The 24,451-nt window shown below is 71.0% G+C and carries 23 protein-coding genes; 11 read left to right on the top strand and 12 right to left on the bottom strand.

What is annotated here, in order from left to right:
* Nucleotides 1–4: 4 nt before the first annotated feature.
* The 3 genes from ABT009_RS29665 to ABT009_RS29655 all read left to right on the top strand — a co-directional run bounded on the left by ABT009_RS29665 (nt 5) and on the right by ABT009_RS29655 (nt 3,685).
* A complete protein-coding gene (locus ABT009_RS29665) occupies nt 5–1,354 on the top strand; it encodes an MFS transporter (RefSeq protein ID WP_351301537.1) in 1,350 nt (449 codons plus the stop codon).
* Nucleotides 1,351–2,373: a TolB family protein gene (locus ABT009_RS29660; protein WP_351301534.1), complete on the top strand. Its 1,023-nt coding sequence runs from the start codon at nt 1,351–1,353 to the stop codon at nt 2,371–2,373. The genes ABT009_RS29665 and ABT009_RS29660 overlap by 4 nt, the downstream gene beginning before the upstream one ends.
* A gap of 160 nt (nt 2,374–2,533) precedes the next feature.
* The gene (locus ABT009_RS29655) at nt 2,534–3,685 is read left to right on the top strand and encodes an acyl-CoA dehydrogenase family protein (RefSeq protein ID WP_351301531.1); all 1,152 of its coding nucleotides are present in this window, start codon (nt 2,534–2,536) and stop codon (nt 3,683–3,685) included.
* 16 nt (nt 3,686–3,701) lie between these two features.
* On the opposite strand, the gene ABT009_RS29650 is transcribed toward ABT009_RS29655, so the two are convergent.
* The 6 genes from ABT009_RS29650 to ABT009_RS29625 form a co-directional block, all read right to left on the bottom strand.
* Nucleotides 3,702–4,262: a PaaI family thioesterase gene (locus ABT009_RS29650; protein WP_351301528.1), complete on the bottom strand. Its 561-nt coding sequence runs from the start codon at nt 4,260–4,262 to the stop codon at nt 3,702–3,704.
* Between the two features lie 40 nt (nt 4,263–4,302).
* Nucleotides 4,303–5,277 (bottom strand): LLM class flavin-dependent oxidoreductase, encoded by a 975-nt coding sequence (locus ABT009_RS29645; RefSeq protein WP_351301525.1) that lies wholly within the window; start codon nt 5,275–5,277, stop codon nt 4,303–4,305.
* Complete coding sequence (locus ABT009_RS29640; protein WP_351301522.1) at nt 5,274–7,697, bottom strand: bifunctional acetate--CoA ligase family protein/GNAT family N-acetyltransferase; 2,424 nt, start codon at nt 7,695–7,697, stop codon at nt 5,274–5,276. Before ABT009_RS29640 ends, ABT009_RS29645 begins: the two co-directional genes overlap by 4 nt.
* A gap of 35 nt (nt 7,698–7,732) precedes the next feature.
* Nucleotides 7,733–8,812 carry an amidohydrolase family protein gene (locus ABT009_RS29635; RefSeq protein ID WP_351301520.1) on the bottom strand — a complete coding sequence of 360 codons (1,080 nt, stop codon included), beginning with the start codon at nt 8,810–8,812 and terminating at the stop codon, nt 7,733–7,735.
* Nucleotides 8,813–8,922: 110 nt separating this feature from the next.
* On the bottom strand, nt 8,923–9,885 hold the full coding sequence (locus ABT009_RS29630; RefSeq protein ID WP_351301517.1) for an electron transfer flavoprotein subunit alpha/FixB family protein: 963 nt from the start codon (nt 9,883–9,885) through the stop codon (nt 8,923–8,925).
* A 29-nt stretch (nt 9,886–9,914) separates the two neighbouring features.
* A complete protein-coding gene (locus ABT009_RS29625; RefSeq protein WP_351301695.1) occupies nt 9,915–10,676 on the bottom strand; it encodes an electron transfer flavoprotein subunit beta/FixA family protein in 762 nt (253 codons plus the stop codon).
* A 163-nt stretch (nt 10,677–10,839) separates the two neighbouring features.
* Here ABT009_RS29625 and ABT009_RS29620 point away from each other — a divergent pair, with 163 nt between their 5' ends.
* From ABT009_RS29620 to ABT009_RS29590, 7 genes are read left to right on the top strand one after another with little or no spacing between them, the layout of a single operon-like run.
* Nucleotides 10,840–12,162: a phenylacetate--CoA ligase family protein gene (locus ABT009_RS29620; RefSeq protein WP_351301514.1), complete on the top strand. Its 1,323-nt coding sequence runs from the start codon at nt 10,840–10,842 to the stop codon at nt 12,160–12,162.
* On the top strand, nt 12,162–12,893 hold the full coding sequence (locus ABT009_RS29615) for a hypothetical protein (protein WP_351301511.1): 732 nt from the start codon (nt 12,162–12,164) through the stop codon (nt 12,891–12,893). The genes ABT009_RS29620 and ABT009_RS29615 overlap by 1 nt, the downstream gene beginning before the upstream one ends.
* A 2-nt stretch (nt 12,894–12,895) precedes the next feature.
* On the top strand, nt 12,896–13,810 hold the full coding sequence (locus ABT009_RS29610) for an SDR family oxidoreductase (protein ID WP_351301509.1): 915 nt from the start codon (nt 12,896–12,898) through the stop codon (nt 13,808–13,810).
* 13 nt (nt 13,811–13,823) lie between these two features.
* Entirely contained in the window at nt 13,824–14,264 is a 441-nt protein-coding gene (locus ABT009_RS29605; RefSeq protein ID WP_351301506.1) for a Zn-ribbon domain-containing OB-fold protein, read from the top strand.
* Nucleotides 14,261–15,409, top strand: coding sequence for a thiolase family protein (locus tag ABT009_RS29600; protein WP_351301503.1), 1,149 nt, complete (start codon nt 14,261–14,263; stop codon nt 15,407–15,409). The genes ABT009_RS29605 and ABT009_RS29600 overlap by 4 nt, the downstream gene beginning before the upstream one ends.
* 18 nt (nt 15,410–15,427) lie before the next feature.
* Nucleotides 15,428–16,672 carry an acyl-CoA dehydrogenase family protein gene (locus tag ABT009_RS29595; RefSeq protein ID WP_351301500.1) on the top strand — a complete coding sequence of 415 codons (1,245 nt, stop codon included), beginning with the start codon at nt 15,428–15,430 and terminating at the stop codon, nt 16,670–16,672.
* Nucleotides 16,669–17,784, top strand: coding sequence for an acyl-CoA dehydrogenase family protein (locus tag ABT009_RS29590; RefSeq protein WP_351301497.1), 1,116 nt, complete (start codon nt 16,669–16,671; stop codon nt 17,782–17,784). The genes ABT009_RS29595 and ABT009_RS29590 overlap by 4 nt, the downstream gene beginning before the upstream one ends.
* A 55-nt stretch (nt 17,785–17,839) precedes the next feature.
* Here ABT009_RS29590 and ABT009_RS29585 read toward each other — a convergent pair whose 3' ends face one another.
* From ABT009_RS29585 to ABT009_RS29560, 6 genes are read right to left on the bottom strand one after another with little or no spacing between them, the layout of a single operon-like run.
* On the bottom strand, nt 17,840–18,997 hold the full coding sequence (locus tag ABT009_RS29585; RefSeq protein ID WP_351301494.1) for an acyl-CoA dehydrogenase family protein: 1,158 nt from the start codon (nt 18,995–18,997) through the stop codon (nt 17,840–17,842).
* A gap of 29 nt (nt 18,998–19,026) precedes the next feature.
* Nucleotides 19,027–19,545 carry a DoxX family protein gene (locus tag ABT009_RS29580; protein ID WP_351301491.1) on the bottom strand — a complete coding sequence of 173 codons (519 nt, stop codon included), beginning with the start codon at nt 19,543–19,545 and terminating at the stop codon, nt 19,027–19,029.
* The gene (locus tag ABT009_RS29575; protein WP_351301488.1) at nt 19,542–20,453 is read right to left on the bottom strand and encodes an SDR family NAD(P)-dependent oxidoreductase; all 912 of its coding nucleotides are present in this window, start codon (nt 20,451–20,453) and stop codon (nt 19,542–19,544) included. Before ABT009_RS29575 ends, ABT009_RS29580 begins: the two co-directional genes overlap by 4 nt.
* A 34-nt stretch (nt 20,454–20,487) precedes the next feature.
* Complete coding sequence (locus ABT009_RS29570) at nt 20,488–21,642, bottom strand: CaiB/BaiF CoA transferase family protein (protein WP_351301485.1); 1,155 nt, start codon at nt 21,640–21,642, stop codon at nt 20,488–20,490.
* Between the two features lie 30 nt (nt 21,643–21,672).
* Nucleotides 21,673–22,452, bottom strand: coding sequence for an enoyl-CoA hydratase/isomerase family protein (locus ABT009_RS29565; protein ID WP_351301483.1), 780 nt, complete (start codon nt 22,450–22,452; stop codon nt 21,673–21,675).
* Nucleotides 22,453–22,462: 10 nt separating this feature from the next.
* Nucleotides 22,463–23,218, bottom strand: a complete 756-nt coding sequence (locus tag ABT009_RS29560) for an SDR family NAD(P)-dependent oxidoreductase (RefSeq protein WP_351301480.1) — start codon at nt 23,216–23,218, stop codon at nt 22,463–22,465.
* A gap of 85 nt (nt 23,219–23,303) precedes the next feature.
* Here ABT009_RS29560 and ABT009_RS29555 point away from each other — a divergent pair, with 85 nt between their 5' ends.
* The gene (locus ABT009_RS29555; protein ID WP_351301477.1) at nt 23,304–24,446 is read left to right on the top strand and encodes an acyl-CoA dehydrogenase family protein; all 1,143 of its coding nucleotides are present in this window, start codon (nt 23,304–23,306) and stop codon (nt 24,444–24,446) included.
* Nucleotides 24,447–24,451: the final 5 nt, after the last annotated feature.

Here is a 24,451-nt window from a genome sequence, read left to right as displayed (position 1 = left end):
GCCCGTGTATCTCGCGGACTCCCGCAGCACCAAGGCCGCCGTCGTCCCGGACACCCGTCCGGGGCGGCGGCCGGCCGCTGTGCCCGGCACCGTGCTGGCCCTGGGTGCGGTCAGCCTGATCACGGACATCTCCTCGGAGATGATCACCGCCGTCCTGCCGCTTTACGTGGTCGCGGGCCTCGGCCTGTCGCCGCTCGGATTCGGTCTCCTTGACGGCATCAACAACGGCGTCGGGGCCCTGGTCCGGCTGGCCGGCGGTCACCTCGCCGACCGGGGAGGCCGGCGGCACAAGATCGTGGCAGGCATCGGCTACGGCCTGTCGGCGGTGTGCAAGCCGCTGCTGCTGCTCGCCCACACCCTCCCGGTCATCAGTGCCGTGCTCGCGGCCGACCGCACCGGCAAAGGGCTGCGCACGGCCCCCCGGGACGCGATGATCTCCCTGGCCGCCGAACCCGAGCACCGGGGACGGGCGTTCGGGGTGCACCGCGCCATGGACACCACCGGCGCGCTGCTCGGCCCGCTCGTCGCCTTCGCCGTGCTGCGGGCCACCGTCGACGGCTACGACGCGGTCTTCGCGGTCAGCGGCTGCATCGCCGCCGTCGGGGTCCTGGTGCTGGTCCTCTTCGTGCCGCGCCACATCACTTCGGCCGGTGCTGTTCGGCTGCCCGAGTCGCACAGCAGCCCGGCCGGTGCTGCACGGCCGCCCGAGTCGCACAGCGGCCCCGCCGATGCCGTACGGCCGCCCGAGCCGGCCCGGCCGCCGGCGCTGCGCGACTCGATCGGGCTGCTGCGCCGCCCTGAGCTGCGCCGGCTCACCGTGTGCGCGGCGCTGCTCGGTCTCACCACCGTCAGCGACTCCTTCCTGTATCTGCTGCTGCAGCGCGAAGGAGACCTGCCCGCCCACCTGTTCCCGCTGCTGCCGCTGGGCACGGCCGCAGTCTTCCTCCTCCTCGCCGTCCCGCTCGGGGCACTCGCCGACCGCGTCAGCCGCCGCCGGCTCTTCCTGGCCGGCCACGGCGTCCTGCTGCTCGGCTACGGCCTGGTGCTCTCGCCATGGCACGGTGTCCCGGCCGTGGTCGCCGTCCTCGTGCTGCACGGCGCCTTCTACGCAGCCACCGACGGAGTCCTCGCGGCCGCCACCGCAGGGGTCGTCCCCGCCGAGCACCAGGGTGCCGGGCAGGCGCTGGTGAGCACCGGCCAGGCGCTGGCCCGGTTCACCTGCTCGCTCGCCTTCGGGGCGGCCTGGAGCCTCTGGGGCGGGCAGACCGCGCTCGCCGTCACCGCCGCCGCACTGGCCGTCAGCGCCGTCGTGGCCTCGTTCGTCCTCCGTCCCGCCAATGAGGTGCCAGCATGACCCGAACAACCCGCTTGCTGATCCTGCTGGCCGCCGTTCTGCTGCTCGGCGGGGTCGGCACCGGGTCGATGCTGTACGCCGCACACCGGTCGGGCATGCGCGACCAGCAGCAGGCCGACGGTCCGACCGTGCGGGCCGGTACCGTCTCGCTCCGGCCGACTGCCCCCCGCCGGCTGCTCGTACGCAATCTGGCCTGGGGGCCGCACCGCGACGAGATCGCCACCGTGCCCGCCGACCATCCGCAGGGGCCGCGCACCGTGTCGGGCGTCAAGTGCCTGCGCTTCCACGCGGCAGCCGGTACCGGTATCTGCCTGCAGGCCGTGCACGGTGCGCTGGAGGACACCTACCGAGCGGTGGTACTCGACGCGCACCTGCACGAGCTCCACCGCTTCCCGGCACCAGGCATCCCCACCCGGGCCCGGGTCTCGCCCTCCGGCCACATGGTCGCCTGGACCGTCTTCGTCAGCGGAGACTCCTACGCTGGCACCAACTTCTCCACCCGCACCGCCATCGTCGACACCCGCACGTGGGCGATCGACGACAACCTCGAGACCTTCCACGTCATCAAGGACGGCCGGCCCTACCGCGCCGCGGACACCAACATCTGGGGCGTCACCTTCGCCGACGACAACCGCTTCTACGCCACGATGGCGACCGGCGGCCAGACCTACCTCGTCCGGGGCGACGTCGCCGCACGCACCCTCACCACCCTCCACCGCAACGTCGAATGTCCCTCGCTCTCGCCCGACGGCACCCGTATCGCCTACAAGAAGCGCGTCAAGGGGGCTTCACCCGACGCCCCTTGGCGGTTGTACGTCCTCGACCTGCGGACCATGAAGGAGACCCCGACCGCCGAGCAGCGCAACATCGACGACCAGGCACTGTGGGCCGACGACCACACCCTCGTCTACGCCCTCCCCGGCGACTACGGCTCGGACCTGTGGACCGTGCCGGCCGACGGCACTGGCGCGGCCCGGCGGCTGATGACCTCCGCCCTCGCCCCTGCGTATCTGGGGTGACGGGCCGGGCCGGTTCGGGCGATGCTCGCGCCGGCAGGGGGTTGCCCGTCCGGGCCGTAACCCGGTTGGCGAGGCGTGCGCCTATGTGACCACCACGGAAGCATCCGCTAACATAGAATAATTAGATAGATGATTGCCGAGTGGTGGGCGAGGAGTGGCCGTGGACTTCGGGCTGACCGACGAGCAGGACATGTTGCGTGCGACGGCACGGCAGTTCGTCGCTGACGTGTGTCCGGCCGAGAAGGCGAAGCAGTGGGACGAGGAGGGCGTCGTACCGCCCGAGCTGTTCCGCGGCATGGCCGACCTCGGCTGGTTCTCGCTCCCGTTCACCGAGGAGGAGGGCGGCGACGGCGGAGGCCCGCTCGAGCTCATCCTGATCGCCGAGGAGCTCGGGCGGGCCAGCTTCGACGTCGCCATGTGCTATATCGGGGTGCTCATTCCTGGGATCACGGTGTTCCGTTGGGGCAACGAGGCGCAGCGCGACTTCATCCGCGAGCAGGTCATGACCGGGCGCCACCGGCTTGCTGTCGGCCTCAGCGAGCCGGACAGCGGGTCCGATGCCGCGGCGCTGCGCACCACCGCCGAGGACCACGGCGGCCACTTCCTCGTACGCGGCCAGAAGGCGTGGTGCACGGGCGGCGGTCTGCCGGACACGACCATCGCGACCTACGTGCGTACGGGGCCCCGCGAGCCCAAGCACGGCGGCATCAGCCTGCTGCTCGTCGACCCCTCGACGGAGGGTGTCGAGGTGCGGCGGACGCCGACGCTGGCCCGGCACATCCTGGGCACCAACGAGGTCTTCTTCAACGACGCCCTGGTGCCGAAGGAGAACCTAGTCGGTCCGCGCGACGAGGGCTGGAAGGTCATGCTCTCCAACATCGAGCTGGAGAAGGTCATCATCACCGGGGGCTATCTCGGCGCCGCCCAGGCCACCCTGGACGAGATGCTGGACTACGCGCGCACCCGGCACGCCTTCGGCCGTCCGATCGGGAACTTCCAGGCGCTCGCCCACGCAATGGCCGACCTGCAGACCGAGATCGACTCCGCCCGGCTGCTCGCGTACCGCGCCGCCTGGCTGCTCGCCCAGGGAAAGCCGTGCACGCGCGAGGGCTCGATGGCGAAGCTGAAGGGCTCGGAGACGTACGTGGCGGCCGCCCGACTCGGGATGCAGGTCTGCGCGGGGCACGGCTTCTCGACGGAGAGCGTGATGAGCTTCCGGTACCGGGAGTCGATCGTGGCCACCATTTCCGGGGGGACCAGCCAGATCCAGCGCAATGGCATCGCCCGCAGCATGGGGCTGCGGTCCTACTGACCCCGCTACGTGACGCCTAGGGACCGTCGGTGTCGGCGTCGGCGTCCTGGCCCGCCAGCCACGCCTCGTGGCGCCCGAAGTGGCCCCGGTCGCGGGTCACCCAGATCCCGGAGGCCCGCGCCAGCACGGCGCGGGCCGGCAGCAGCACCATCTCGCCCGAGATGTACCAGCGCGAGCCCTCCCGCCGCTCGACCCAGGCCCGCACCTCGAGCGGCCGCTGAACCGGCACCGGCTTCACGAAGCTCACGGTCAGTTCCGCTGTCACGCTCAACACGCGGTGCAGCAGCGGGAGATGGCCGAGGCAGTCGTCCAGTACGGCCGCCGTCCAGCCGCCGTGCGCGACATTGGGGCCGCCCTCCTGCGATCGGGGGCAGGCGAGCTCGAACCACGCCACGCCGTCCTCGTCGAGCCGTTCGCGCTCCACACCCAGACGGCAGGAACCGGCGACGCTGCACGCACCGCACAGGGCGACCCCGCCGGGGGTGCGGGGCGGCTCCTGGAAGTCCGCGCCCGCCCAGTGCCCGGTCGGCGTCGTGGCCCCGGTGTCACCCGAGTAGGAACCGGCTCTCGTCGACATACGGCATCTCCTCGTATCCGAAGGCATCAGGCATCAGGCATCAGACGTCGGCAAGCAGCGGGCGCAGCTTCCCGGCGATGAGCTGGACCTGGCGGGCGACCATCTCCTCGGGCATCCCGGCCAGCGAGGCCCACAGGAACACCCCTTCGACCGGCAACCCTGCCACGTACGCCTTGATGGCCTCGGCGGTCTCCTGCGGTGTGCCGTAGAGGAATTGGCCCACGCCGGTCGCCCGCAGCCCCGTCTCCCGCCACTTCTCGGGGTCGATGGGGCGCGGGGCGGGCTGCTCGGTGCCCTCGACCATGTACCGGCGGTAGCTGTCCCACTGGTACGCCAGGTGCTTCCGGACCACCGGCCAGTCGCCGTCCGGGTCCTCCGTGACGAACGTCGTGAACGAGCCCTGCATCCGGGCCGCCGACACGTCGTACCCGCTCTCGGCGAGCCCGTCCCGGTACGGCGTCAGCAGAGCGGGGTTGAGCGACAGGAGCCCGGTGCCCAGCCGCCCGGCCCGCCGGGCACCCTGCGGACCCTGGTAGCCGAGCCAGATCGGCAGCGGGTTCTGGACCGGGCCGGGGGTGACCAGGGACTCGGCCCACAGGCCGCGGATCTCCCGTACACGTTGGTCGGTCGTGGAGTAGCGCTTGCCGAGGTCGGCTCCGTAGAGCCGGTACTCGGGCACGCGATAGCCGGTGCCGAGCCCGAGATCCAGGCGGCCGTCGCTGATGATGTCCACGATCGCGGCCTGTTCGGCGATCTCAGGGGCCGCGTGCAGCGGTGCGGGGATGACGGCGGTGCCCAGACGGACCCGCCGCGTGCGGGCCGCAGCCGCTGCGGCCATGGTGAGCGGCTGCGGAAGATAGCCGTCCTCGAAGCCGTGGTGTTCGGAGAACCAGACCGAGTCGAGGCCCAGTCGGTCCGCCTCTTCGCACATCTCCAGGGCGAATCCGTACACCCGGGACCAACTCTGCCGCCACTGCGGGGGATTGCGCATGTCGAAGTAGATGCCGACCTTCATGAGGGAACACCTCCACTTGTGTTGTCCGCGAGCCGGATCGTCGCGCGGGTGACGGCGACCCCTTCCCCGGGCGGCAGCAGCCGCACCGGACGCAGCTCCAACGCCTCGATCTCGGGGAGGTCATCGACCATCGCCGAGAGCCGCAGAACGGTCTCCTCCAGCGCCCCCAGATCCACACCACGGCCGCCAGCCCGGCCGTCCAGCAGCGGGGCCGCCCGCAGTGAGCGGACCATTTCCCGTGCGTCGCGGTCGGTGAGCGGGGTGACCCGGTAGGCGACGTCTGCCATGAGGTCCGCGTAGTCCCCGGTGAGACCGAAGGCGACCACCGGGCCGAAGACCGGGTCGGCGCTGACGGAGAGGAACGCGTCCGGGCCGGGGCCGGGTTCAGCGTCATGTACGGCGATTCCGTACGAGTCGAGCAGCTCGGCGGCGATCGGTGCGGGGACGGGTCCGGGAGCGCATTCGGAGACCAGGGACCGGGCGCGCTCGATGTCGACTCCCGGGAGATCCGGTACGACGCCCGCGGGGGTGCTGCGCCACGCCTGATAGGCCGCCGCGTGACCGAGCGAGGCCGCCGCCGCCTCGGGGAACGTGTATGTCGGTACGACCAGGTCGCCCCGGTGCAGAAGGTCGGCGACGCCCGCACCGCCCAGGAAACTGGTCACCACCGGTTTCGAGGGCGCGGCCGCGGCGGCGTCGAGGATCGCCGACGCCACCTCGTCGGGCTTGTCCGCCAGCGGGGGCATGAACAGCACGACGGCGGCGTCGATGTCGTCGTCGGCCAGGACCGCGTCCAGCGCCTGCCGGTAGTGGGCGGCGGTGGCCACGGGGGTGAGGTCGACCGGGTTGGCGACGTCCGCCCGGGGCGCGAGAGCCGAACGCAGCGCCTGCCGGGTGCGCTCACCGAGCTCGGGCACGCGCAGGCCGTTCGCCGCGCATGCTCCCACGGTCAGCGCCGCGGGCCCGCCCGCATTGGTGACCACGGCGACCCGGTCGCCGGGCGGGGGAGGCTGGTGGGCGAGCAGCAACGCCACGTCGAACAGTTCCTGGAGGCTGCGCGTACGGATCACACCGGACTGGGCGAACAGTGAACTCACTGCCGAATCCGCATGACTTCCCGGGTGGACCGCGATGATCGGCTTGCGGGGCGCTACCCGGCGGGCGATGCGGGCGAACCGGCGCGGATTGCCGAAGTGCTCGACGTGCAGCAGGACCACCGAGGTCTCGGGGTCCTCCTCCCACCACTGGAGGAGATCGTTGGTGGACACGTCCACGGCGTGGCCCACCGACACGAAGCCGGAGAAGCCGAGGCGGAGGCGCCGGGCGAAATCGAGCACCGCGAGCCCCAGCGGCCCGGACTGGCTGGACATCGCCACCCGGCCGGGCGTCGGCAGGGCGGGCGAGAAGGTCGCGGCGAGCCGCGCCGCGGGCGTCGTATTGACCACGCCCATGCAGTTGGGGCCCACCAGCCGCATCCCGGAGGCACGGGCGAAGCGGGCCAGTTCCAGCTCGGTCGCCCGCCCGGCCGCACCGGTCTCCCCGAAGCCGGTGGAGACGACGACCACCGCCTTGACGCCGGCCTCCGCACACTCCCGGACGACGTCGGGCACCGCCTCGGCCCGCACGGCCACCAGCGCCAGATCGGGCGGCTCGGGAAGATCCCGGATGCTTGCGTACGCCCGCGCTCCGGCGATCTGCTCGGCCTTCGGGTTGACGGGGAACACGCTGCCGGGGAATCCGCCCCGCAGCAGGTTGGCCACTATCTCGTGGCCGATCGTCAGCGGGTCCCGGTTGGCGCCGATCACCGCGACCGACCGCGGTTCGAGCAGCGGTCGCAGGGAGCGCCGTACGGCCGTGTGCTCGCGCCGCTCGGCCCGGGCCACCGCGCGGGCCTGCGGGTCGATGGCGATCTCGAAGTGGATGATCTGGCCGGGCGGCCCGGTCTCCACCCGGTAGCCGGAACTGAGGAACACGTTGATCATGCGGGTGTTGTCCGCGAGGACGTCGGCCTCGAGGACCCGGATGCCCCGGTCGCGGGCGGCAGCGGCGATGTGCTCCAGGAGCAGCCTGCCGAACCCCTCGCTCTGGTGGTCGTCCCGGATGGTGAACGTGACCTCGGCGTGGTCCGGTTCGTCGGGGTCACGGACGTAGCGCACCAGGCCCGCGATCTCGTCGCCGGCCAGGGCGACGAGCGCCAGCTCGTTGAGGTAGTCCACGTGTGCGCCGCGCCGGATCACGTCGTCGCGCGCGCGGACCACGGGGCCGAGGGAGCGGTAGGCCAAAGTCGCCCGCGACAGGCCGCCGACGAAGGCCACCAGGCGGTCGGCGTCCTCCGGCCGGATGGGACGGACGAACGTCGACCGCCCGGTCCTGACCAGTCCGGGCTGCTCGAGGTCCTCGGGATACGGGGGAGTGGTCACGGGTTCGTACGGCGCCCCGGCGTCGTCGACGCCGTTCAGACGGCCGCCTCCTGGGGAGTCTGCTCCGGCAGGCGGAAGAGCTCATTGAACGTGCCGCGCGTGACGCGTTCGCGGATGTCGTCGGACACACCGTCGAACAGCTCGTGCAGCGTGGACTGGGTGTGGCCGTAGGTGCCCTCCAGGTGGGGGTAGTCGTCGCCCCACATGACGTTGCGGTATCCGGTCGCCTCGACGATCTCCACCGAGCTCTTGTCGTGTTGGAAGGAGGCGTACACCTGCTGCCTGATGATCTCGCTGGGCAGCCGGCTCAGCTTCGGCCGGACGAACATGCCGTGCTGGCGGTAGGCCTCGTCCATCCGGTCGCCGATGGCCGGCACCCATCCCGCGCCGCCCTCCGCGATGAGGATCCGCAGGTCGGGGTGGCGGTCCAGGGCACCGCCCGCGACCATGTGGGACACGACGCGCATACCCGGGTAGGTCGTCTCCATGTAGTTGACGACCGCGCCGCCGGGCCCGCGGAAGACGACGTTCTCGCCGCCCGTGCCGATGTGGAAGCCCAGTACCAGACCGGCCCGTTCGGCCGCGGTCCACAGCGGCTCCCAGCGGTCGAGGGCGTACTCCTCGCCCGGCCGTGTGGCGCACGGCAGGAAGACCGACTGGAAGCCCAGCTCCGCCACGCGCTCCACCTCGGCGACCGCGTCCTCGATGTTCGTAGTCGAGACGCATGCGGGGGTGATGACGCGCTGGTTCTTGCCGAGGATCTCGGCGTGCGCCCAGTCGTTCCAGGCCCGTACGGTCTCCCGGGCGAGCTCCCGGTCGGTGATCGACACCAGCCAGAACCCCATGGAGGGAAAGGCCAGTTGCCCCCATACGCCCTCCTGGTCCAGGTCCTTCAGCCGGACCTCGAGGTCCCGGGCGCCCGGCGGTCGCATGGCGTCCATGAAGTCGTTGAGCTGGCGGTCGATGCGCTCGCCGTCGATGTAGAGCACCTCGTACTTGTCGCCGCGCTCACTGCGCGGCGCCCGGGCGGCGAGGCGCTGCGGCAGCGCCTCGGTCCACAGGTCGTCCGGCTCCAGTACGTGGGAGTCCCCCGAGTTGACCCAGATCTTCGTCATGGCGCTCCTTGGCGGACAGATAAATGGATGTAATCAGTTAAAGAGTTTAGGTGTTTCGGTGGCCGGGTGGAAGGCCGGGAAGGCGGAGATCATCCCTCGCGAGACGGAGATCAGCTCCGGCGCCGCTCGATCTCCTCGACCAGTTGCGGGAGTACCTGGAAGAGATCCCCCACGACGCCGTAGTCGGCGAGGTCGAAGATGGGGGCGTCCTCGTCCTTGTTGACGGCGACGATGGTCTTGGAGGTCTGCATGCCCGCGCGATGCTGGATCGCGCCGGAGATGCCGGCGGCGAGGTAGAGCTGCGGGGAGACCTGCGTGCCCGTCTGCCCGACCTGGTGGCTGTGCGGGTACCAGCCCGCGTCCACGGCGGCGCGGGAAGCCCCGACGGCCGCGCCCAGGGCGTCGGCGACGCTCTCGATGACGGCGAAGTTCTCGGCGCCGTTCACGCCGCGGCCGCCGGAGACCACGATGTCGGCCTCGGTCAGCTCGGGACGGTCGCCGCGCTCCCGAGGCGTCCGGGACAGCACCTTGACGGCGCCGGAGGCCGGGCCGAAGGCGACGTCCCACTTCTCGACGGCGGGTGTCACGGGGGCCGGTTCGGGGGCGGCGGCGTTCGGCTTGACGGTGATGACCGGCACGCCCTGCGTGACGTGAGCTGTGACCTGGTACGTCGCCGCGAACACGGACTGCTCGGTGACCGGACCGTCCTCGCCGGCGGTGACGTCTACGGCGTCGGTGATGAGCCCGGACTCCAGGCGGAGCGCGACCCGTGCGGCGGTCTCCTTGCCGTCTGGGCTCGAAGGAATCAGGATCGCCGCCGGGCCGGTGCTCCCGGCGATCTGGGTGAGCGCGTCGACGGCCGGAGTGACGAGGAATTCCCCGACTTCGGGCGCGTCCACGACGTAGACCTTGTGCGCGCCGTACCGGCCGAGGGCCTCGGTCGCGGTGTCCGCTCCCGGCCCGAGGAAGACGGCCGACGGTGCGCCCAGGCGGCGTGCCAGGGTGAGCAGTTCGAGGGTCGGCTTGCGTACGGCGCCGTCGGTGTGGTCGACGAGGACGAGGATCTCGGCCACGGTGATGCACTCCTCTTGCTGGGGACGGGTCAGATGAACTTCTTGGCGGTGAGGAACGAGGCCAGTCCTGCGCCGCCCGCACCCTCGTCGGCGACGATCTCGCCCTTGGTGCGCGGCGGGCGCTTGGCGGCGGTGTCCACGGCCGACCGTGCGCCGGTCCGGCCGACCTGCTCGGGGTCGATACCGAGGTCCGCGAGGTCGAGGGTCTCCACCGGCTTCTTCTTCGCGGCCATGATCCCCTTGAAGGAGGGATAGCGGGCGTCCCCGGAACGGTCGGTCACCGACACGACGGCCGGAAGGGCGCCCTGGATCCCTACGGTCGCGCCGTCGCCCTCGCGGCGGCCGGTCACCGTGCCGTCCGCGACCGCCAGCTCCTCGAGATGGGTGACGGCCGGGACACCGAGCCGCTCGGCCAGCATCGCCGGTACGACGCCCATGGTGCCGTCCGTCGAGGCCATCCCGCACAGCACGAGATCGAAGCCGTGCCGCTCGATCGCCCTGGCCAGGACGAGTGAGGTGCCGAACGCGTCGCTGCACTCGATGTCGTCGTCGCTCACGTGGATCGCCGAGTCGCCGCCCATGGCCAGCGCCTTGCGGAGCGCGTCCTTGGCGTCGTCGGGTCCGACGGTGAGGTAGCTGATCTCGGCGTCGACGCCCGACTCGGCGATCCGAAGGGCCTGCTCGACCGCGTACTCGTCGAGCTCGGACAGCAGCGAGTCGACCGACTCGCGGTCGGTGGTGCCGTCCTCGGTGAAGGCGCGGGCCGCCGTGGCGTCGGGCACCTGCTTCACGCAGACAACGATCTTCACAGCGCTCTCCCGAAGGTCTAATGAGTGCTAATAGTTAACTATATTGGTCGAGGGAGCGCGAGGGTCCACCGAGAATCCGTCGAATTGGTTGACTGATTGCGCTGATAGCTGGAAGATCTGGGCAGCTGAGCCGCGAGGAGGCGCCATGGTCGGTGACAGGCACACCGGTGACAGGTACTTCGAGCCACAGGTGGAGACCATGCCCCGCGAAGAGCTGCGGGCGCAGCAGGAAGAACGCGTCCTGGACCTCGTCGAGTACGCCTACGGCAACTCCGCCTTCTACCGCGAGCTGTGGGACGGGCACGGGGTGCACCCGCGCGAGATCCGCTCCCTGGAGGACTTCCGGGCGCGCGTGCCGTTCATCACCAAGGACATGGTGCGCTCCTACCGGGCCCGCACGGGTGACCCCTTCGGCGGTCTGCTCTGTGTCCCGGTCGAGGAGCTGACCTCGGTCTCGTCCAGCTCGGGCACCACCGGCGACCCGGAGTTCTTCGCCGAGATCTGGGAGGACGCGCCGCCCCTGGTGACCGCGCAGGTGCGTGACCTGTGGGAACTCGGCCTGAGGCCGGGGGACCGGGTGCTGAGCCCGCCCGGCACCTTCCGCAACCTCATGGACCCCGGCTACCAGGCCCTCGGCGCGGTGGTGATCGAGGTGGACACCTGGCTGGGGAAGATGCACGAGGTCGTCGAGGCCCTCCGCACCTACCGGCCGGCCTATCTGCAGATGATGTATCCGCAGATGGTGGAGCTGGAGCACCTGGCCGAGAAGGTGGATCTGAAGGAGGCGTTCTCATCCCTCAAGGGCGCCTCGTGTGCCGGGCAGCCCCTGAGCCGGAAGATGCGCGAGCGGATCCGCGACGACTGGGGCATCGACGTCTACGAGTACACCAGCGCGGCCGACACCGGCACCGCCTGGGAATGCCGCGAGCACGACGGCTTCCACCTCTGGGAGGACACCGTCTTCGCGGAGTGCGTCGAGATCGACGAACACGGATGGCGCGACGTCCCCGAGAGTGACCTCGGTGAACTGGTCGCCACCGACCTGGACAACAGGGCCGCACCGCTGATCCGTTACCGCAGCGAGGACCTCGTCCGCCTGTCACGGGACCGCTGCGGCTGCGGGCGCACCCATGCCCGTATGTGGGTGGCCGGGCGGCGCGGCGACGAGACGCTGGTCCAGGGACGTTCCGTGGTGCTGCGGGACATCTGGCAGGCGGTGGAGGACCAGCCGGAGACGGTGGCGGGCGTGTTCCAGATCGTCCGGGAGCGGCGCGAGGTCGACGAACTGCGGCTGCGCGTCGGCTACGACCCCCAGCTCACCGGCGATGTCGACGCCCTGGCCGGGCGGTTGAGTGAGGCCGTGGTCGAGCGGACCGGGGTCAAGCCGGTGCTCGACATGCGCACCGAGGAGGAGCTGTTGAAGACCATGACCAGCGTCGCCAAGTTCCCCCGGGTGGTGAAGAGCTGATGGCACGCGCCGACACCCTGGCCCGGGCCAGGGAACTCGACCATCCCGAACTCGCCTACCTCGTGCGCTTCCCTGCCGCCGATGGCAGCCAGGACATGGAGCTGACCTGGGCGGAACTGGCGCGCGACACAAACTGGGTCACCGAACGGCTGCGGGAGCACGGACTGGCGGCAGGACAGAAGGCGCTGCTGACCACCTCCGGGTTCGAGGGCTTCTGGGGCCATGCGGTGATCGGCGCCCTGCGTGCGCTGAGGGTGACGTACGGCATCGCCGAGGCGATGGGCTGGGACCACCGCCGTACCGCGGTCTTCCACCGCGAACTGGACCCGAACGTGGTGATCGGCCTGTCGGCGGAGACCTTGGAGGGACTCGCCGGCGCGGCCGACATCGGCGAGATGTTCCGGTCGACATCGGTCGTGCTGGCCCGGCCCGCCGCCGTACCGGTGCTCCGTGGAGTAGGCGTGTCCGCCTGCATGATCACAGCCCTCGGACCGGCCCTCGCACTGGAGTGCCCCGAGCGGTCCGGCGCGCACGTCAACGCTGCCGAATGGCGGGTCGCCGAGCAGGACGGGGAGCTGCTCATCGCGTCGGGGGAGCAGCGCGCATCGCGGCTCCCTGCGATACCGCTCGGCATTCCGGGCCGCGTCATCACCGGCAGGTGCGCCTGCGGCAGCGAGGACCCTCGGGTACTGCTCGCCGAGGCCGGCCCAACGTCGTCATCAAGGAGTTGAGGATGTCTCAAGGAGTGGTCGACGGCCGTGTCGTGGTCGTCACCGGCGCCGGCAACGGCATCGGCCGTGCGCACGCCCTGGCGTTCGCCGCGCAAGGAGCGAAGGTCGTGGTCAACGACCTGGGCGGCTCGCGCGACGGAGCGGGTGCCTCGGCCGGGCCCGCCCAGACCGTGGTGGACGAGATCGTCGCGGCCGGCGGCGAGGCGGTGGCCAACACGGACGACATCTCCACCTGGGAGGGCGCCGGCCACCTCGTCCGGCAGGCCGTGGACACCTACGGCGGCCTTGACGTGCTGGTCAACAACGCCGGCATCCTGCGCGACCGGATGATCGTGTCGATGACCGAGCAGGACTGGGACAGCGTGCTCGCCGTCCACCTCAAGGGCAGCTTCGCCACCCTGCACCACGCCGCCGCGTACTGGCGTGAGCGCGCCAAGTCCGGTCAGGGCAACGACGCACGGGTGATCAACACGACCTCTCCGTCCGGCATCTTCGGCAACCCCGGCCAGTCGAACTACGGCTCGGCCAAGGCCGGAATCGCGAGCCTCACCATCATCGCCGCGGCCGAACTCGCCCGCTACGGCGTGACGGTGAACGCCATCGCGCCGACCGCGCTCACCCGGCTGACCGAGGACATCGAGATGATGAAGCGGGCCGCCGAGAGCCAGGATCTGACCCCGGAGGCCATCTCGCCGCTCGTGGTGTGGCTGGGCTCGGCCGCCTCGCGCGAGGTCACCGGCCGGGTGTTCGGCGTCGTCGGCAACCGGATCACGGTACTGGAGGGCTGGGTCAACGGCCCCGGCGCGAGCGCCGAGGCCCGGTGGACGCCCGAGGAGCTGTCCTCCGTCGTCCCGAACCTGGTGGCCAAGGCGGCTCCGAACGCCGACGCCCTGGGCAACCGCAGCACAGCCGCCTGAGGAGGGACTGGACATGACGACGCAGAAGCCGGTCGCCGAGGGCTTGTTCACCTGGCCGCCCTCCGCCGCCGCAGGGCCACGGCTCATCGGATCCGCGTGCACGGCGTGCGGTGAGGTCAGCTTCCCCGCGGCCGCGCACTGCCTACGGTGCGGCGGCGAGGAGTCGACGGAACGGCTGCTGTCGGACCGCGGGACGCTGTGGACGTACACGACCCAGAACTTCCGCCCGCCGTCCCCGCCGTACGACGGCCCCGAGGCCTTCGAACCGTACGCGGTCGGGTACGTGGAGCTCCCCGGCGAGCTGCTGGTCGAGGCCCGCCTCACCGAACCCGACCCGGAGAAGCTGAGGATCGGGCAGGACATGCGGCTGACGCTCGTGCCCTACACCCTGCACAACGACGGCACCGAGGTCGTGACGTTTGCGTTCGCCCCGGCCGAGGAGGAGGAACAGTGACCGAGGCCGTCATCATCGGGGTGGGGCTCCACCCCTTCGGCCGGTTCCCCGGGAAGCCGGCGCTGGACATGGGCGCGGACGCGGTACGGCTGGCGCTCACCGACGCGGGCGTGACCTGGCCGCAGATCCAGGGCGGCTACATCGGCAGCTACGAGGTCGCCAACCCGGACGCGATCGTCGGGCGCCTCGGCCTGACCGGAGTGCCGCTGCGCGGGGTGTTCAACGGCTGTGCGACGGCCGGTACGGCGGTGGCGCTGGCCGCCCGGGCCATCGAGACCGGCGAGCACGACCTGACCGTAGCGATCGGCCTCGACAAGCATCCGCGCGGCGCGTTCGCCGCCGATCCGTCCGTGGCCGGCATCCCCTCCTGGTACGGGCAGACCGGGATGTTCCTCACCACCCACTTCTTCGGCATGAAGATCAACCGCTATATGCACGACCACGGCATCTCCCACGAGACGCTCGCGCGCGTGGCCTCGAAGAACTTCCGCAACGCCGCCGGCAACGACAAGGCCTGGCGCCGCACCCCGCTGTCGGTCGAGGAGGTCCTCGCCTCGCCGGTCCTCAACTACCCGCTGCGCCAGTACATGTACTGCGGCCCGAACGAGGGCGCCGCGGCCATCGTGCTGTGCCGCGCCGACCAGGCCCACAAGTACACCTCCACACCCGTACGCATCCGGGCCACCGCCCTGCGCAGCCGCAGGCTCGGCGCCTTCGAGGTGCAGAGCCCGTCGTTCCCGGTCGGGGAGCCGGTGGAGAGCCCGACCGTGGACGCCTCCCGGGCGGCGTACGAACTGGCGGGCATCGGTCCCGAGGACGTCGACGTCGCCCAGCTCCAGGACACCGACGCCGGCTCGGAGATCATCCACATGGCCGAGACCGGCCTCTGCAAGGACGGCGAGCAGGAACGCCTCATCGCCGAGGGCGCCACCGAGATCGGCGGCCGCATCCCGGTCAACACGGACGGCGGTCTGCTCGGCAACGGCGAGCCCATCGGCGCGTCCGGTCTGCGCCAGATCCACGAGATCGTGCTCCAGCTGCGCGGCACGGCGGGGACCCGGCAGATCCCCGGGGCGCCCCGCGTCGGTTACACCCACCTGTACGGCGCGCCGGGCGCGTCGGCGGTGACGATCCTCTCGACCTGACCGTTCGGAGCGCACGCGATGGAAGACAACATGCAGGACTTCGCCGCCGAGGCGCGCCGCTTCCTCGACGCGCACGCGGCGAAGGCCCCCGACCGCACGGCCTTCACCTGGGGCGAGGGCGACGACACGATGGCGTACTTCAGCAGCCTGCCGCCCGACGAGGAGCGGGAGCATGTGCGGCGGGCGCGGGAGTGGCAGCGAATCCGTCACGAGAACGGCTTCGGCTGGATCACCGGCCCGCCCGAGTACGGCGGCCGCGGCCTCACCCCCGTCCACGACCTGCTCTACGACGCCATCGAGTCCGAGTACGACGTCGCCGACACCGGCGTGCTCGGTGTGGTCGGCCTGGGCATGATCGGCCCGACGATCCTCGCCCACGCCCAACCCCACATCAAGGACCACTGGCTGCCCGCCATGTACCGCGGGGACGCCATCGCCTGCCAGCTGTTCAGCGAGCCCGGCGCGGGATCCGACCTGGCGAGCGTGGCGACCCGCGCCGTACGCGAGGGCGAGGACTGGGTGCTGAACGGGCAGAAGGTGTGGACCTCGGTCGCCCAGCACAGCCAGATCGGCCTCGCTCTGACCCGCACCAACCCGGACGCGCCCAAGCACCGCGGCATCACGGCCTTCCTGGTTCCCATGGACGCACCCGGCGTGGAGGTCAGGCCGCTGCGGCAGATGACCGGCGGCGCGGACTTCAACGAGGTCTTCCTCACCGACGTACGCATCCCCGACGACCACCGGCTCGGCGAGGTCGACGGCGGCTGGACGGTCGCCCTGACCACCTTGATGAACGAGCGCGCGACGGTCGGCAGTGAGGGTGCGGGCCCGGTGGCCGCCGCCCTGTCCCCGGACCGGCTCTCGGCGCTGATGCGCGCCACCTGGACCTGGGACGACCGCGCCCTGCGCGCCCGCCTCGCCGAACTCCTCGTGGACGCCATGGCCACCGAACACCTCAACACACGCGCCCTGCGCAAGCTGCGCGGCGGGGTCGCACCCGGTCCCGAGATGTCCGTCTCGAAGTTGATGTACGGACAGAACCTCACCCGCGCTGCGCACTTCGTCTCGGACGTCCTCGGACCCCGTGCGATCGCCGACACCGGGCAGTGGGGCACGTACGCATGGTCCGAACTGCTCCTGGCCACTCCGGCACTGCGAATCCTCGGCGGCACCGAGGAGATCATGAAGAACATCCTTGCGGAACGCGTCCTCGGCCTGCCCAAGGAACCCGCGACCACCGCTGCCAAGGAGGTGCGTCCGTGACGGCCGACGAGAGCGAGCTGCAGGAACTGCGTTCCTCTGTGCGGGAGTTCCTGGAGGCCAAGTCGCCCGAGGAAGCCGTACGCAAGCTCATGGAGAGCGAACCGCGCTTCGATCCGGCGGTGTGGGCGCAGGCAGCCGACCAACTGCGGCTGCCGGGCCTGGCCATCCCCGAGGAGTACGGCGGCGACGGCTTCGGCTCCGTCGAACTCGGCGTCGTACTGGAGGAGATGGGCCGCGCCCTGCTGTGCGCTCCGTTCTTCGCCACCGTCGTCCTTGCTGCCCAGGCGCTGCTGGCCTCGGGCGACAAGGAGGCCTGCGCGCGCCACCTCCCGGGCATCGCGGCCGGTCGGACCACGGCCACACTCGCCGTCGCCGAGGACACCGGCTCGTGGGACCCGGCCATGATCTCCGCCCGTGCCGTGCCGGACAGGGACGGCGGCTGGAAGCTGAACGGCCGCAAGTGCTTCGTCATCGACGGTACGACGGCCGATCTGCTCCTCGTCGTCGCCCGCACCGTCGCGGGTCCGTCGCTGTTCGCGGTCGACCGGCAGGCGACGGGCCTGGCGGCCGATCCGATGGAGACCCTGGACGCCACCCGGGCGATGGCCCGGCTGACGTTCGACGCAGTGCCCGCGACCCTCGTCGGCGCGGACGGGGCGGGCGGCCGCATCATGGCCAAGGTCCTGGACATCGCCTCGGTCGGGCTGGCAGCCGAGCAGGCGGGCGGGGCGCGCAGGTGCCTGGAGATGAGCGCGGAGTACGCCCGCACCCGTCACCAGTTCGGCCGGCCCATCGGCACCTTCCAGGCGGTCAAGCACAAGTGCGCCGACATGCTCGTCCAGGTGGAACTGGCCGAGGCATCCTCCCGGGAGGCGGCGCAGCTGGCCGCCGAGGGCTCCGGGGACTTCCCCGTCGCCGCGGCGGTGGCCCACGCGTGCTGCTCACGGGCGTACATGGTCGCGGCCATGGAGAACATCCAGGTCCACGGCGGCATCGGATTCACCTGGGAGCACCCGGCCCATCTGTACTTTCGTCGGGCCAAATCCTCGCAGCTGCTGTTCGGCGGCCCGGCGGTGTACCACGAGCGGCTGCTGGACCGGCTCGGCATCTGACGACCGTACGAAGAGGAAGGCCCCGGAGTGTCGGGGCCTTCCTCGTGTGTGCCGCTCAGCCCCGGGCCACCTCGCCCAGCAGCGCCTTCGCGATGATGACCTGCTGGATCTGGCTGGTGCCCTCGTAGATACGGAAGAGCCGGGCGTCGCGGTAGAAGCGCTCGACGGCCACCCCGCGCATATAGCCCGCGCCGCCGTGGACCTGCACCGCGCGGTCGGCGACGCGCCACACCATCTCGCTGGCGAAGTACTTCGTGCAGGAGGGGCCGATCTTGGTGTCCTCGCCCGAGTCGAAGCGCCGGGCCGCTTCCAGGACGGTGGCGCGGCCGGCGTAGTAGTCGGTCATGGAGTCGGCGATCAGGCCCTGGACGAGCTGGAAGGAGCCGATGGGTTTGCCGGACTGGCGGCGGGTGCGGGCGTACTCGACCGATTCGTCGACCAGGCGCTCGGCCATGCCCACGCAGAGGGCCGAGATGTGCACGCGGCCGTGGGCGATGCAGCCCATGGCGGTGTTGAAGCCGCGGTTGAGGCCGTTCTCGTCGCCGACGAGGGCGTCGGCTGGTACGCGTACGTCGTCGAAGTACACGTCCGCGGTCCAGGCGCCGAACTGCCCCATCTTGTGGTCCTTGGGTGCCACGGTGAGGCCTGGGGTGCCGGCTGGGACGAGGAAGGTGGAGATGCCGCGGGTGCGCGGGGCGTCGGGGTCGGTGCGGGCGAAGACCATGAAGACGTCGGCGAGCGGGGCGTTGGTGATGTAGCGCTTGGCGCCGTTGATCACCCACTCGTCGCCGTCTCGCGTGGCGCGCGTGGTCAGCGTGGACGGGTCGGATCCGGCCTCGGGTTCGGTGAGCGCGAAGGACGCCAGTACGTCGCCCGAGGCGATCCTCGGGAGCCAATTAGCCTTCTGCTCTTCGGTGCCGCCGACCATGAGGACGTGTCCGGCGATACCGTTGTTGGTGCCGAACATCGAGCGCAGCGAAGGGGTCGTGTAGCCGAGCTCGAACATCAGCTGGGCCTCTTCGTACATCGACAGCCCCAGCCCGCCGTACTCCTCGGGCAGCGCGAAGCCGAACAGCCCCATTTTCTTGGCCGCCTCGCGGATGTCCGCGGGCATCTCGTCCTTCTCGTCGATCTCCGCTTCGAGCGGTACGACCCGCTCGCGGACGAAGCGCCGGACCTCGGACAGCACCGCGCTGAAGTCAGCCGCGTCCATGTCGACTCCCTTGTTGCCCGTATCTGGTATCAGTGATCTGTCTCTTCCGGCTTCTGCTCAGGCCGGTAACAAGCGGCCAGCAGCGCTGCCGCGCTCGCCGTGCCGATTCCCGCGGCCAGCAATGCGGCCCCCGCGCCGCCACGTTGGCGTCGTAGCAGCCCGTCGACCGAGTACCTGCCGTTGCCCAACGCGGCCAGTGCGACGGCCGCGCCGCCCACGACACCGACGTACTCCCAGCCGCCCTTGAAGACGAAGAAGCCCTTGTCCCGGTGGTCGGTGCAGGCTGCCACGGTCATCAGGCCGACGGTCGCCGCCGCCGGGAGGGGGTTTGCCGCGCCCAGGGCGATGCCCACCCCCGCTGCCATCTCGGTCCCGGCCGCCATGCGGGCGTGCACGGCGGCCGGTTTCAGGCCGAGCGCCTCGAACCAGCCCGTGGTGCCCTTGAGCCCGCCCGGCCCGGCTACCTTGTTCCAGCCGTGTGCGAAGAGCATCGGGCCGAGCGTCGCGCGCAGCACCAGAGCGGCGACGTCATGGCCCCGCGCCTTCACTGGCCGACTCCCGTGGCCCGGCCGGCGGGTGCGACACCGTACAACTGCGGTACGGCCTCGATGAGTTCCTCGTACGTCAGGGCTTTGCCGGACTGGCTCGGGTGGACGCCGGTGACGGTCCAGCCCTGCAGCCGGTTCAGCCGGTTGCCCTCGATACGCAGCACCTGGCCGGTCAGCCACGCCGCGGCGTCGGAGGCCAGGTAGACGACCACACCGGAGGCGTTTGCGGGATCGCGCGGGTCGAAGTCGTCGGCGGCCTGCAGGGACGCGCCGACGGACAGCCCCTCCGTCATCCGCGTGGCCGCGATCGGCGAGATGGCGTTCGCGGTGACGCCGTATCGGCGCATCTCAAGGGCGGTGAGGACGGTCAGCCCCGCGATCCCGGCCTTCGCGGCGCCGTAGTTCGACTGGCCCTGGTTGCCGAACAGACCCGTCCCGGACGTCGTGTTGATCACGCGGCCCGCGACGCGCTCACCCCGCTTCGACGCCTCGCGCCAATACGCGCAGGCATGCCGGGTGAGCGCGAAGGTTCCCTTCAGATGCACGGCGATCACGGCGTCGAACTCGGCCTCGCTCATCGAGAACAGCATGCGGTCGCGCACGATCCCCGCGTTGTTCACGACGATGTCCAGGCGGCCGAACTCCGCCACCGTGTCCTCCACCACCGCCTCGGTGGCCGCCCAGTCGGTGACCGAGCCGTGGTTGGCGACCGCCCGGCCGCCGAGCTTGGTGATCTCGGCGACGACGTCGTCGGCGGGGGAGTCGCCCGTCCGCTCGCCGTGCACGCCCGCGCCCGGATCGTTCACCACCACGGTCGCACCGGCCTCGGCGAGCGCCAGGCAGTGCGCCCGGCCCAGCCCTCTCCCGCCGCCGGTCACGATGGCGACCTTGCCGTCGAGGATGCCCACGCCCTACCTCCTGATGGATGGGTTGTGTGTCGGGTCAGCTGAGTTCGCGGAGTATGTCGTCGGTGTGCTGGCCGAGCGTCGGCGCGCCGGTGCGGGGCTTGTCATCGACGCCCCAGAAACTGACAGGCGTGGCCACCGTCCGCAGCGGCGGCGCGTCGCCCATGCCCGGCTGTTCGACGAACGCCCCCACCGCCTCCGCCTGCGGGTCGGCCGACACCTCCGCCAGGGTCTGCACGGGCGCCCACCACACGCCCTCGGCGTCGAATCGTTCCGCCCACTCGTCCAGCGGCCGCTTGGCGAACTCCTCGTCGAAGACGGCAATCAGTTCGCGTACGTGGCCGCGCCGGGCCTTACCGGTCGCGAACCGCTCGTCCGTCTCCAGGTCCTCGCGACCGAGTGCCTTGACGACACCGGGCCAGTGCCGGTTGCCCTCCAGACCGACCAGCCAGAACCAACGCCCGTCCGTGGCCCGGTAGCAGTTGTAGAGCGGGGACTCGTGCTCCGTGCGCGGCCGGGTACGGCCGCGCTTGCCGAAGAAGTTCTGCAGGGCGAGGTCGTTGCCGTTGGCGTACGTTCCGGAACGCAGGAGTGACACGTCCACCACGCCGCCCTCGCCGGTGCGTGCCCGTCGCAGCAGCGCGGCCAGGACGCCCGCCACCAGGTTGGAGGCCGCGGTACGGTCGCCGAGGCCGGGGCGGATGCCGGGTGGTGGCTGATCGGCCGGGTTGAGCATGGCGGCGATGCCGGGCCGGGCCCAGAAGGCGGAGACGTCGTACCCGGCCCGGTCGCGCTCGGCGCCGGTCCAGCCGTACCCCGTCAATGTGCCGATGACCAGGCGGGGGTGGCGCTCGCGCAGCTCGCCCGGCGCCAGGCCCAGCCGCTCCAGGGCGCCGGGTCGGAGGTTGGTGACGAACACGTCGGCGCGCTCCAGCAGCCGCTCGAGTACGTCCTTGCCCTCCTCGGACCGCAGATCGAGGACGATCCCGCGCTTGCCTCGGTTGTCGGTCTCGAACGGCGGTTCGCTGTCGATGTCCTGGCCGACGTGCCGGAGCGTGTAACGGTTGGGGTCGCCGGTAGGCGCCTCGACCTTCACCACGTCCGCTCCCCAGTCCGCCAGCATGGTCGCCGCGGCCGGTGCCGCCACCCACATGCCCAGCTCGACGACGGAATAGCCCTCCAGTGGCCGCACGGCCCACCTCCACATCTCTCGGGACGCTTGCTACACGCCGCGGAACTCTCCCGGGCGGCGCTCCCGGAATGCCTTGAGCCCCTCGGCCCGGTCCTCGGTGGAGAACAGCACAGAGACGGTTTCGCGCTCGTACGCGATCGCCGCATCCAGGTCCATTCCGAGTCCGTGGTCGATCAGCCGCTTGCCCGCCGCGAGCGCCAGCGGGGCTCCGGCTGCCAGCCGGGATGCGAGCGCCTCGGCGGCCGCCAGTGCCCCACCGGGCTCGGCCATCTCGTTCACCAGCCCGAGCTGCCAGGCGCGCTCCGCGTCGATCGGTTCGCCGGTGAGGATCATCTGCTTGGCGATCGCCGGAGGCACGAGACGCGGCAGCCGCTGCGTGCCGCCCGCGCCCGGCAGGACGCCGAGCTTCATCTCGGGCAGGCCGAGCCGGGCGCCGCGCTCCACCACCCGCAGGTCGCAGGCGAGCGCGAGCTCCAGGCCACCGCCGAACGCGAACCCGTGGACGGCCGCGACCGAGGGCTTGGGGAAGCCCTCAAGGAGTGCGTACGCCTCGGTGAGCCGCCCCACGAAGGCGCGGAACTGCCCGGGTGCCGTGAACGACTCGATCTCCCCGAGGTCGGCACCGGCCGAGAAGGCACGGCCCGCTCCGGCCAGCACTACGGCTCGTACGTCATCGTCGCCACCCACATCCTCCAGCGCCTGCTTCAGTTGCTCGACGGTGTCCGTTCCGATGGCGTTGAGCCGCTCCGGCCGGTCGAGGGTGAACACGGCGATCCTGTCGCGGAGTTCGACGCGCAGCACGCTGCTCACTCGGATCACCTCAGACCATCGTGAGGCCGCCGCTGACCGACAGGGTCTGCCCGGTCATGTAGGCGGCGTCGTCGGACGCGAGGAAGGCCACCACACCGGCGATCTCGGCGGGCTGGGCGACGCGGCGCAGCGGGATGGCCCGCACGGTCGCGTCGTACATCTTCTGGCTGTAGTCGGCGACCTGGCCGAGCAGCGCGGTGTCGGTCGGGCCCGGGCACACGCTGTTGACCGTGATGCCGTGCCGGGCGACCTCGCGGGCCAGTGCCTTACCGAAGGCGATGACACCGCCCTTCGTCGCGGAGTACACCACCTCGCCGGAGGAGCCGACCCGGCCGGCGTCCGAGGCGATGTGGATGATGCGGCCGCCGCCGCGCTCGATCATCGAGTCGAGCACGGCGCGGGTCATCGTGATGGTGCCGCGCAGGTTGACGGCGATGATCCGGTCCCAGGTCTCCTCGGTGCTGTCGACGAAGCGGCCGATGACGTCGACGGCCGCGTTGTTGACCAGGACGTCCACCGGGCCCAGTTCGGCGGTCACCCGTTCCACGGCGGCGCGCACGGCCGGGCCGTCAGAGATGTCCGAGCCGACTCCCGTGGCGCGCACCGCATACCGCTCCGCCAGCTGGGCCGCGACCTTTCCTGCGGCCTCCACGTCCACGTCGCAGACGGCGACCGAGGCTCCGGCGGCGGCCAGCGCCTCGGCGATCGCCTCGCCGATGCCGCGGCCCGCCCCGGTGACGAGCGCCACCTTGTCCCGTACGCTCACACGCCCTCCCTCGCCCAGGTCCTGAAACAGCGCTATCGTATAACTACTTCAGCTAAATAAGCGAGATCTACGAGTGGAGTCGAGCATGCGCCGTACGATCTTCACCGCGGAACACGAGCTGTTCCGGGACAGCGCCCGCGCGTTCTACCTGCGCGAATGCGCCCCGTACGCCGAGCAGTGGGAGCGGGACGGCCAGGTGAGCCGGGCCGCGTGGGCGGCCGCCGGCAAGGCCGGGCTCATCGGCTGGCAGTTCCCGGAGGAGTACGGCGGCCAGGGGATCTGGGACTTCCGGTACAACGCCATCATGGCGGAGGAGATGCACGCCACCGGCTCGGTCGGCATCGGGCTCGGGCTGCAGAACGACGTCATCCCGCCCTACCTGATGCACCTCACCACCCCGGAGCAGAAGGCCCGTTGGCTCCCCGAAGTGATCAGCGGCGAGACGATCTGCGCGCTCGCGCTGTCGGAGCCGGCCGCCGGATCCGACCTCAAGGGCATGCGCACCACCGCCCGCAGGGACGGCGACGAGTGGGTGATCGACGGATCCAAGACCTTCATCACCAACGGCATCCTGGCCGACCTGGTCATCGTCGCCTGCAAGACCGACCCGGACGCCGGGCACAAGGGCATCAGCCTGATCGTCGTCGAGCGCGGCGCCGAGGGCTTCGAGCGGGGACGCAAGCTCGACAAGGTCGGGATGAAGGCCCAGGACACCGCCGAGCTCTTCTTCCACGAGGTCCGCGTATCCGCCGAGAACCTCATCGGGCAGGAGGGGCGCGGTTTCTACCACATGATGGGCAACCTCCCGACCGAGCGGCTCGCCATCGCCGTCGCCTCACTCGCGTCGGCCGAGCGGGCCTTCGAGCTGGCGCTGGAGTACGCAAAGACGCGTACCGCCTTCGGTCAGCCGATCGGCGAGTTCCAGGCCAACAGGTTCGCCCTCGCCGACATCAAGGCCAAGCTGAGCGCCGCCCGGGTCTATCTCGACGGCTGCATCATGGCGCTGTTCCAGGGCGAGCTGACGGCCGAGGAGGCCGCCGCGGCGAAGTACTGGACCTCGGAGACCGGCTGGGAGGTCATCGACCGCTGCATGCAGCTCTTCGGCGGCTACGGCTACGTCAACGAGTACGAGATCGCGCGCATCTGGCGGGACAGCCGGGTGCAGCGGGTGTTCGGCGGGACGTCGGAGATCATGCAGGAGATCGTCGGGCGTTCGCTGGGGCTGTGACGCGG

The sequence above is a fragment of the Streptomyces sp. NPDC002896 genome (assembly GCF_040295225.1).
Lineage (GTDB): Bacteria > Actinomycetota > Actinomycetes > Streptomycetales > Streptomycetaceae > Streptomyces.
This window is presented reverse-complemented; position numbering and strand designations above follow the sequence as displayed.

Coding starts and splice junctions, on each gene's coding strand:
- ABT009_RS29610 (WP_351301509.1), top strand. CDS start 12,896: ATGTCTCAAGGAGTGGTCGACGGCCGTGTCGTGGTCGTCACCGGCGCC.
- ABT009_RS29645 (WP_351301525.1), bottom strand. CDS start 5,277: ATGAAGGTCGGCATCTACTTCGACATGCGCAATCCCCCGCAGTGGCGG.
- ABT009_RS29660 (WP_351301534.1), top strand. CDS start 1,351: ATGACCCGAACAACCCGCTTGCTGATCCTGCTGGCCGCCGTTCTGCTG.
- ABT009_RS29650 (WP_351301528.1), bottom strand. CDS start 4,262: ATGTCGACGAGAGCCGGTTCCTACTCGGGTGACACCGGGGCCACGACG.
- ABT009_RS29635 (WP_351301520.1), bottom strand. CDS start 8,812: ATGACGAAGATCTGGGTCAACTCGGGGGACTCCCACGTACTGGAGCCG.
- ABT009_RS29615 (WP_351301511.1), top strand. CDS start 12,162: ATGGCACGCGCCGACACCCTGGCCCGGGCCAGGGAACTCGACCATCCC.
- ABT009_RS29620 (WP_351301514.1), top strand. CDS start 10,840: ATGGTCGGTGACAGGCACACCGGTGACAGGTACTTCGAGCCACAGGTG.
- ABT009_RS29595 (WP_351301500.1), top strand. CDS start 15,428: ATGGAAGACAACATGCAGGACTTCGCCGCCGAGGCGCGCCGCTTCCTC.
- ABT009_RS29585 (WP_351301494.1), bottom strand. CDS start 18,997: ATGGACGCGGCTGACTTCAGCGCGGTGCTGTCCGAGGTCCGGCGCTTC.
- ABT009_RS29555 (WP_351301477.1), top strand. CDS start 23,304: ATGCGCCGTACGATCTTCACCGCGGAACACGAGCTGTTCCGGGACAGC.
- ABT009_RS29605 (WP_351301506.1), top strand. CDS start 13,824: ATGACGACGCAGAAGCCGGTCGCCGAGGGCTTGTTCACCTGGCCGCCC.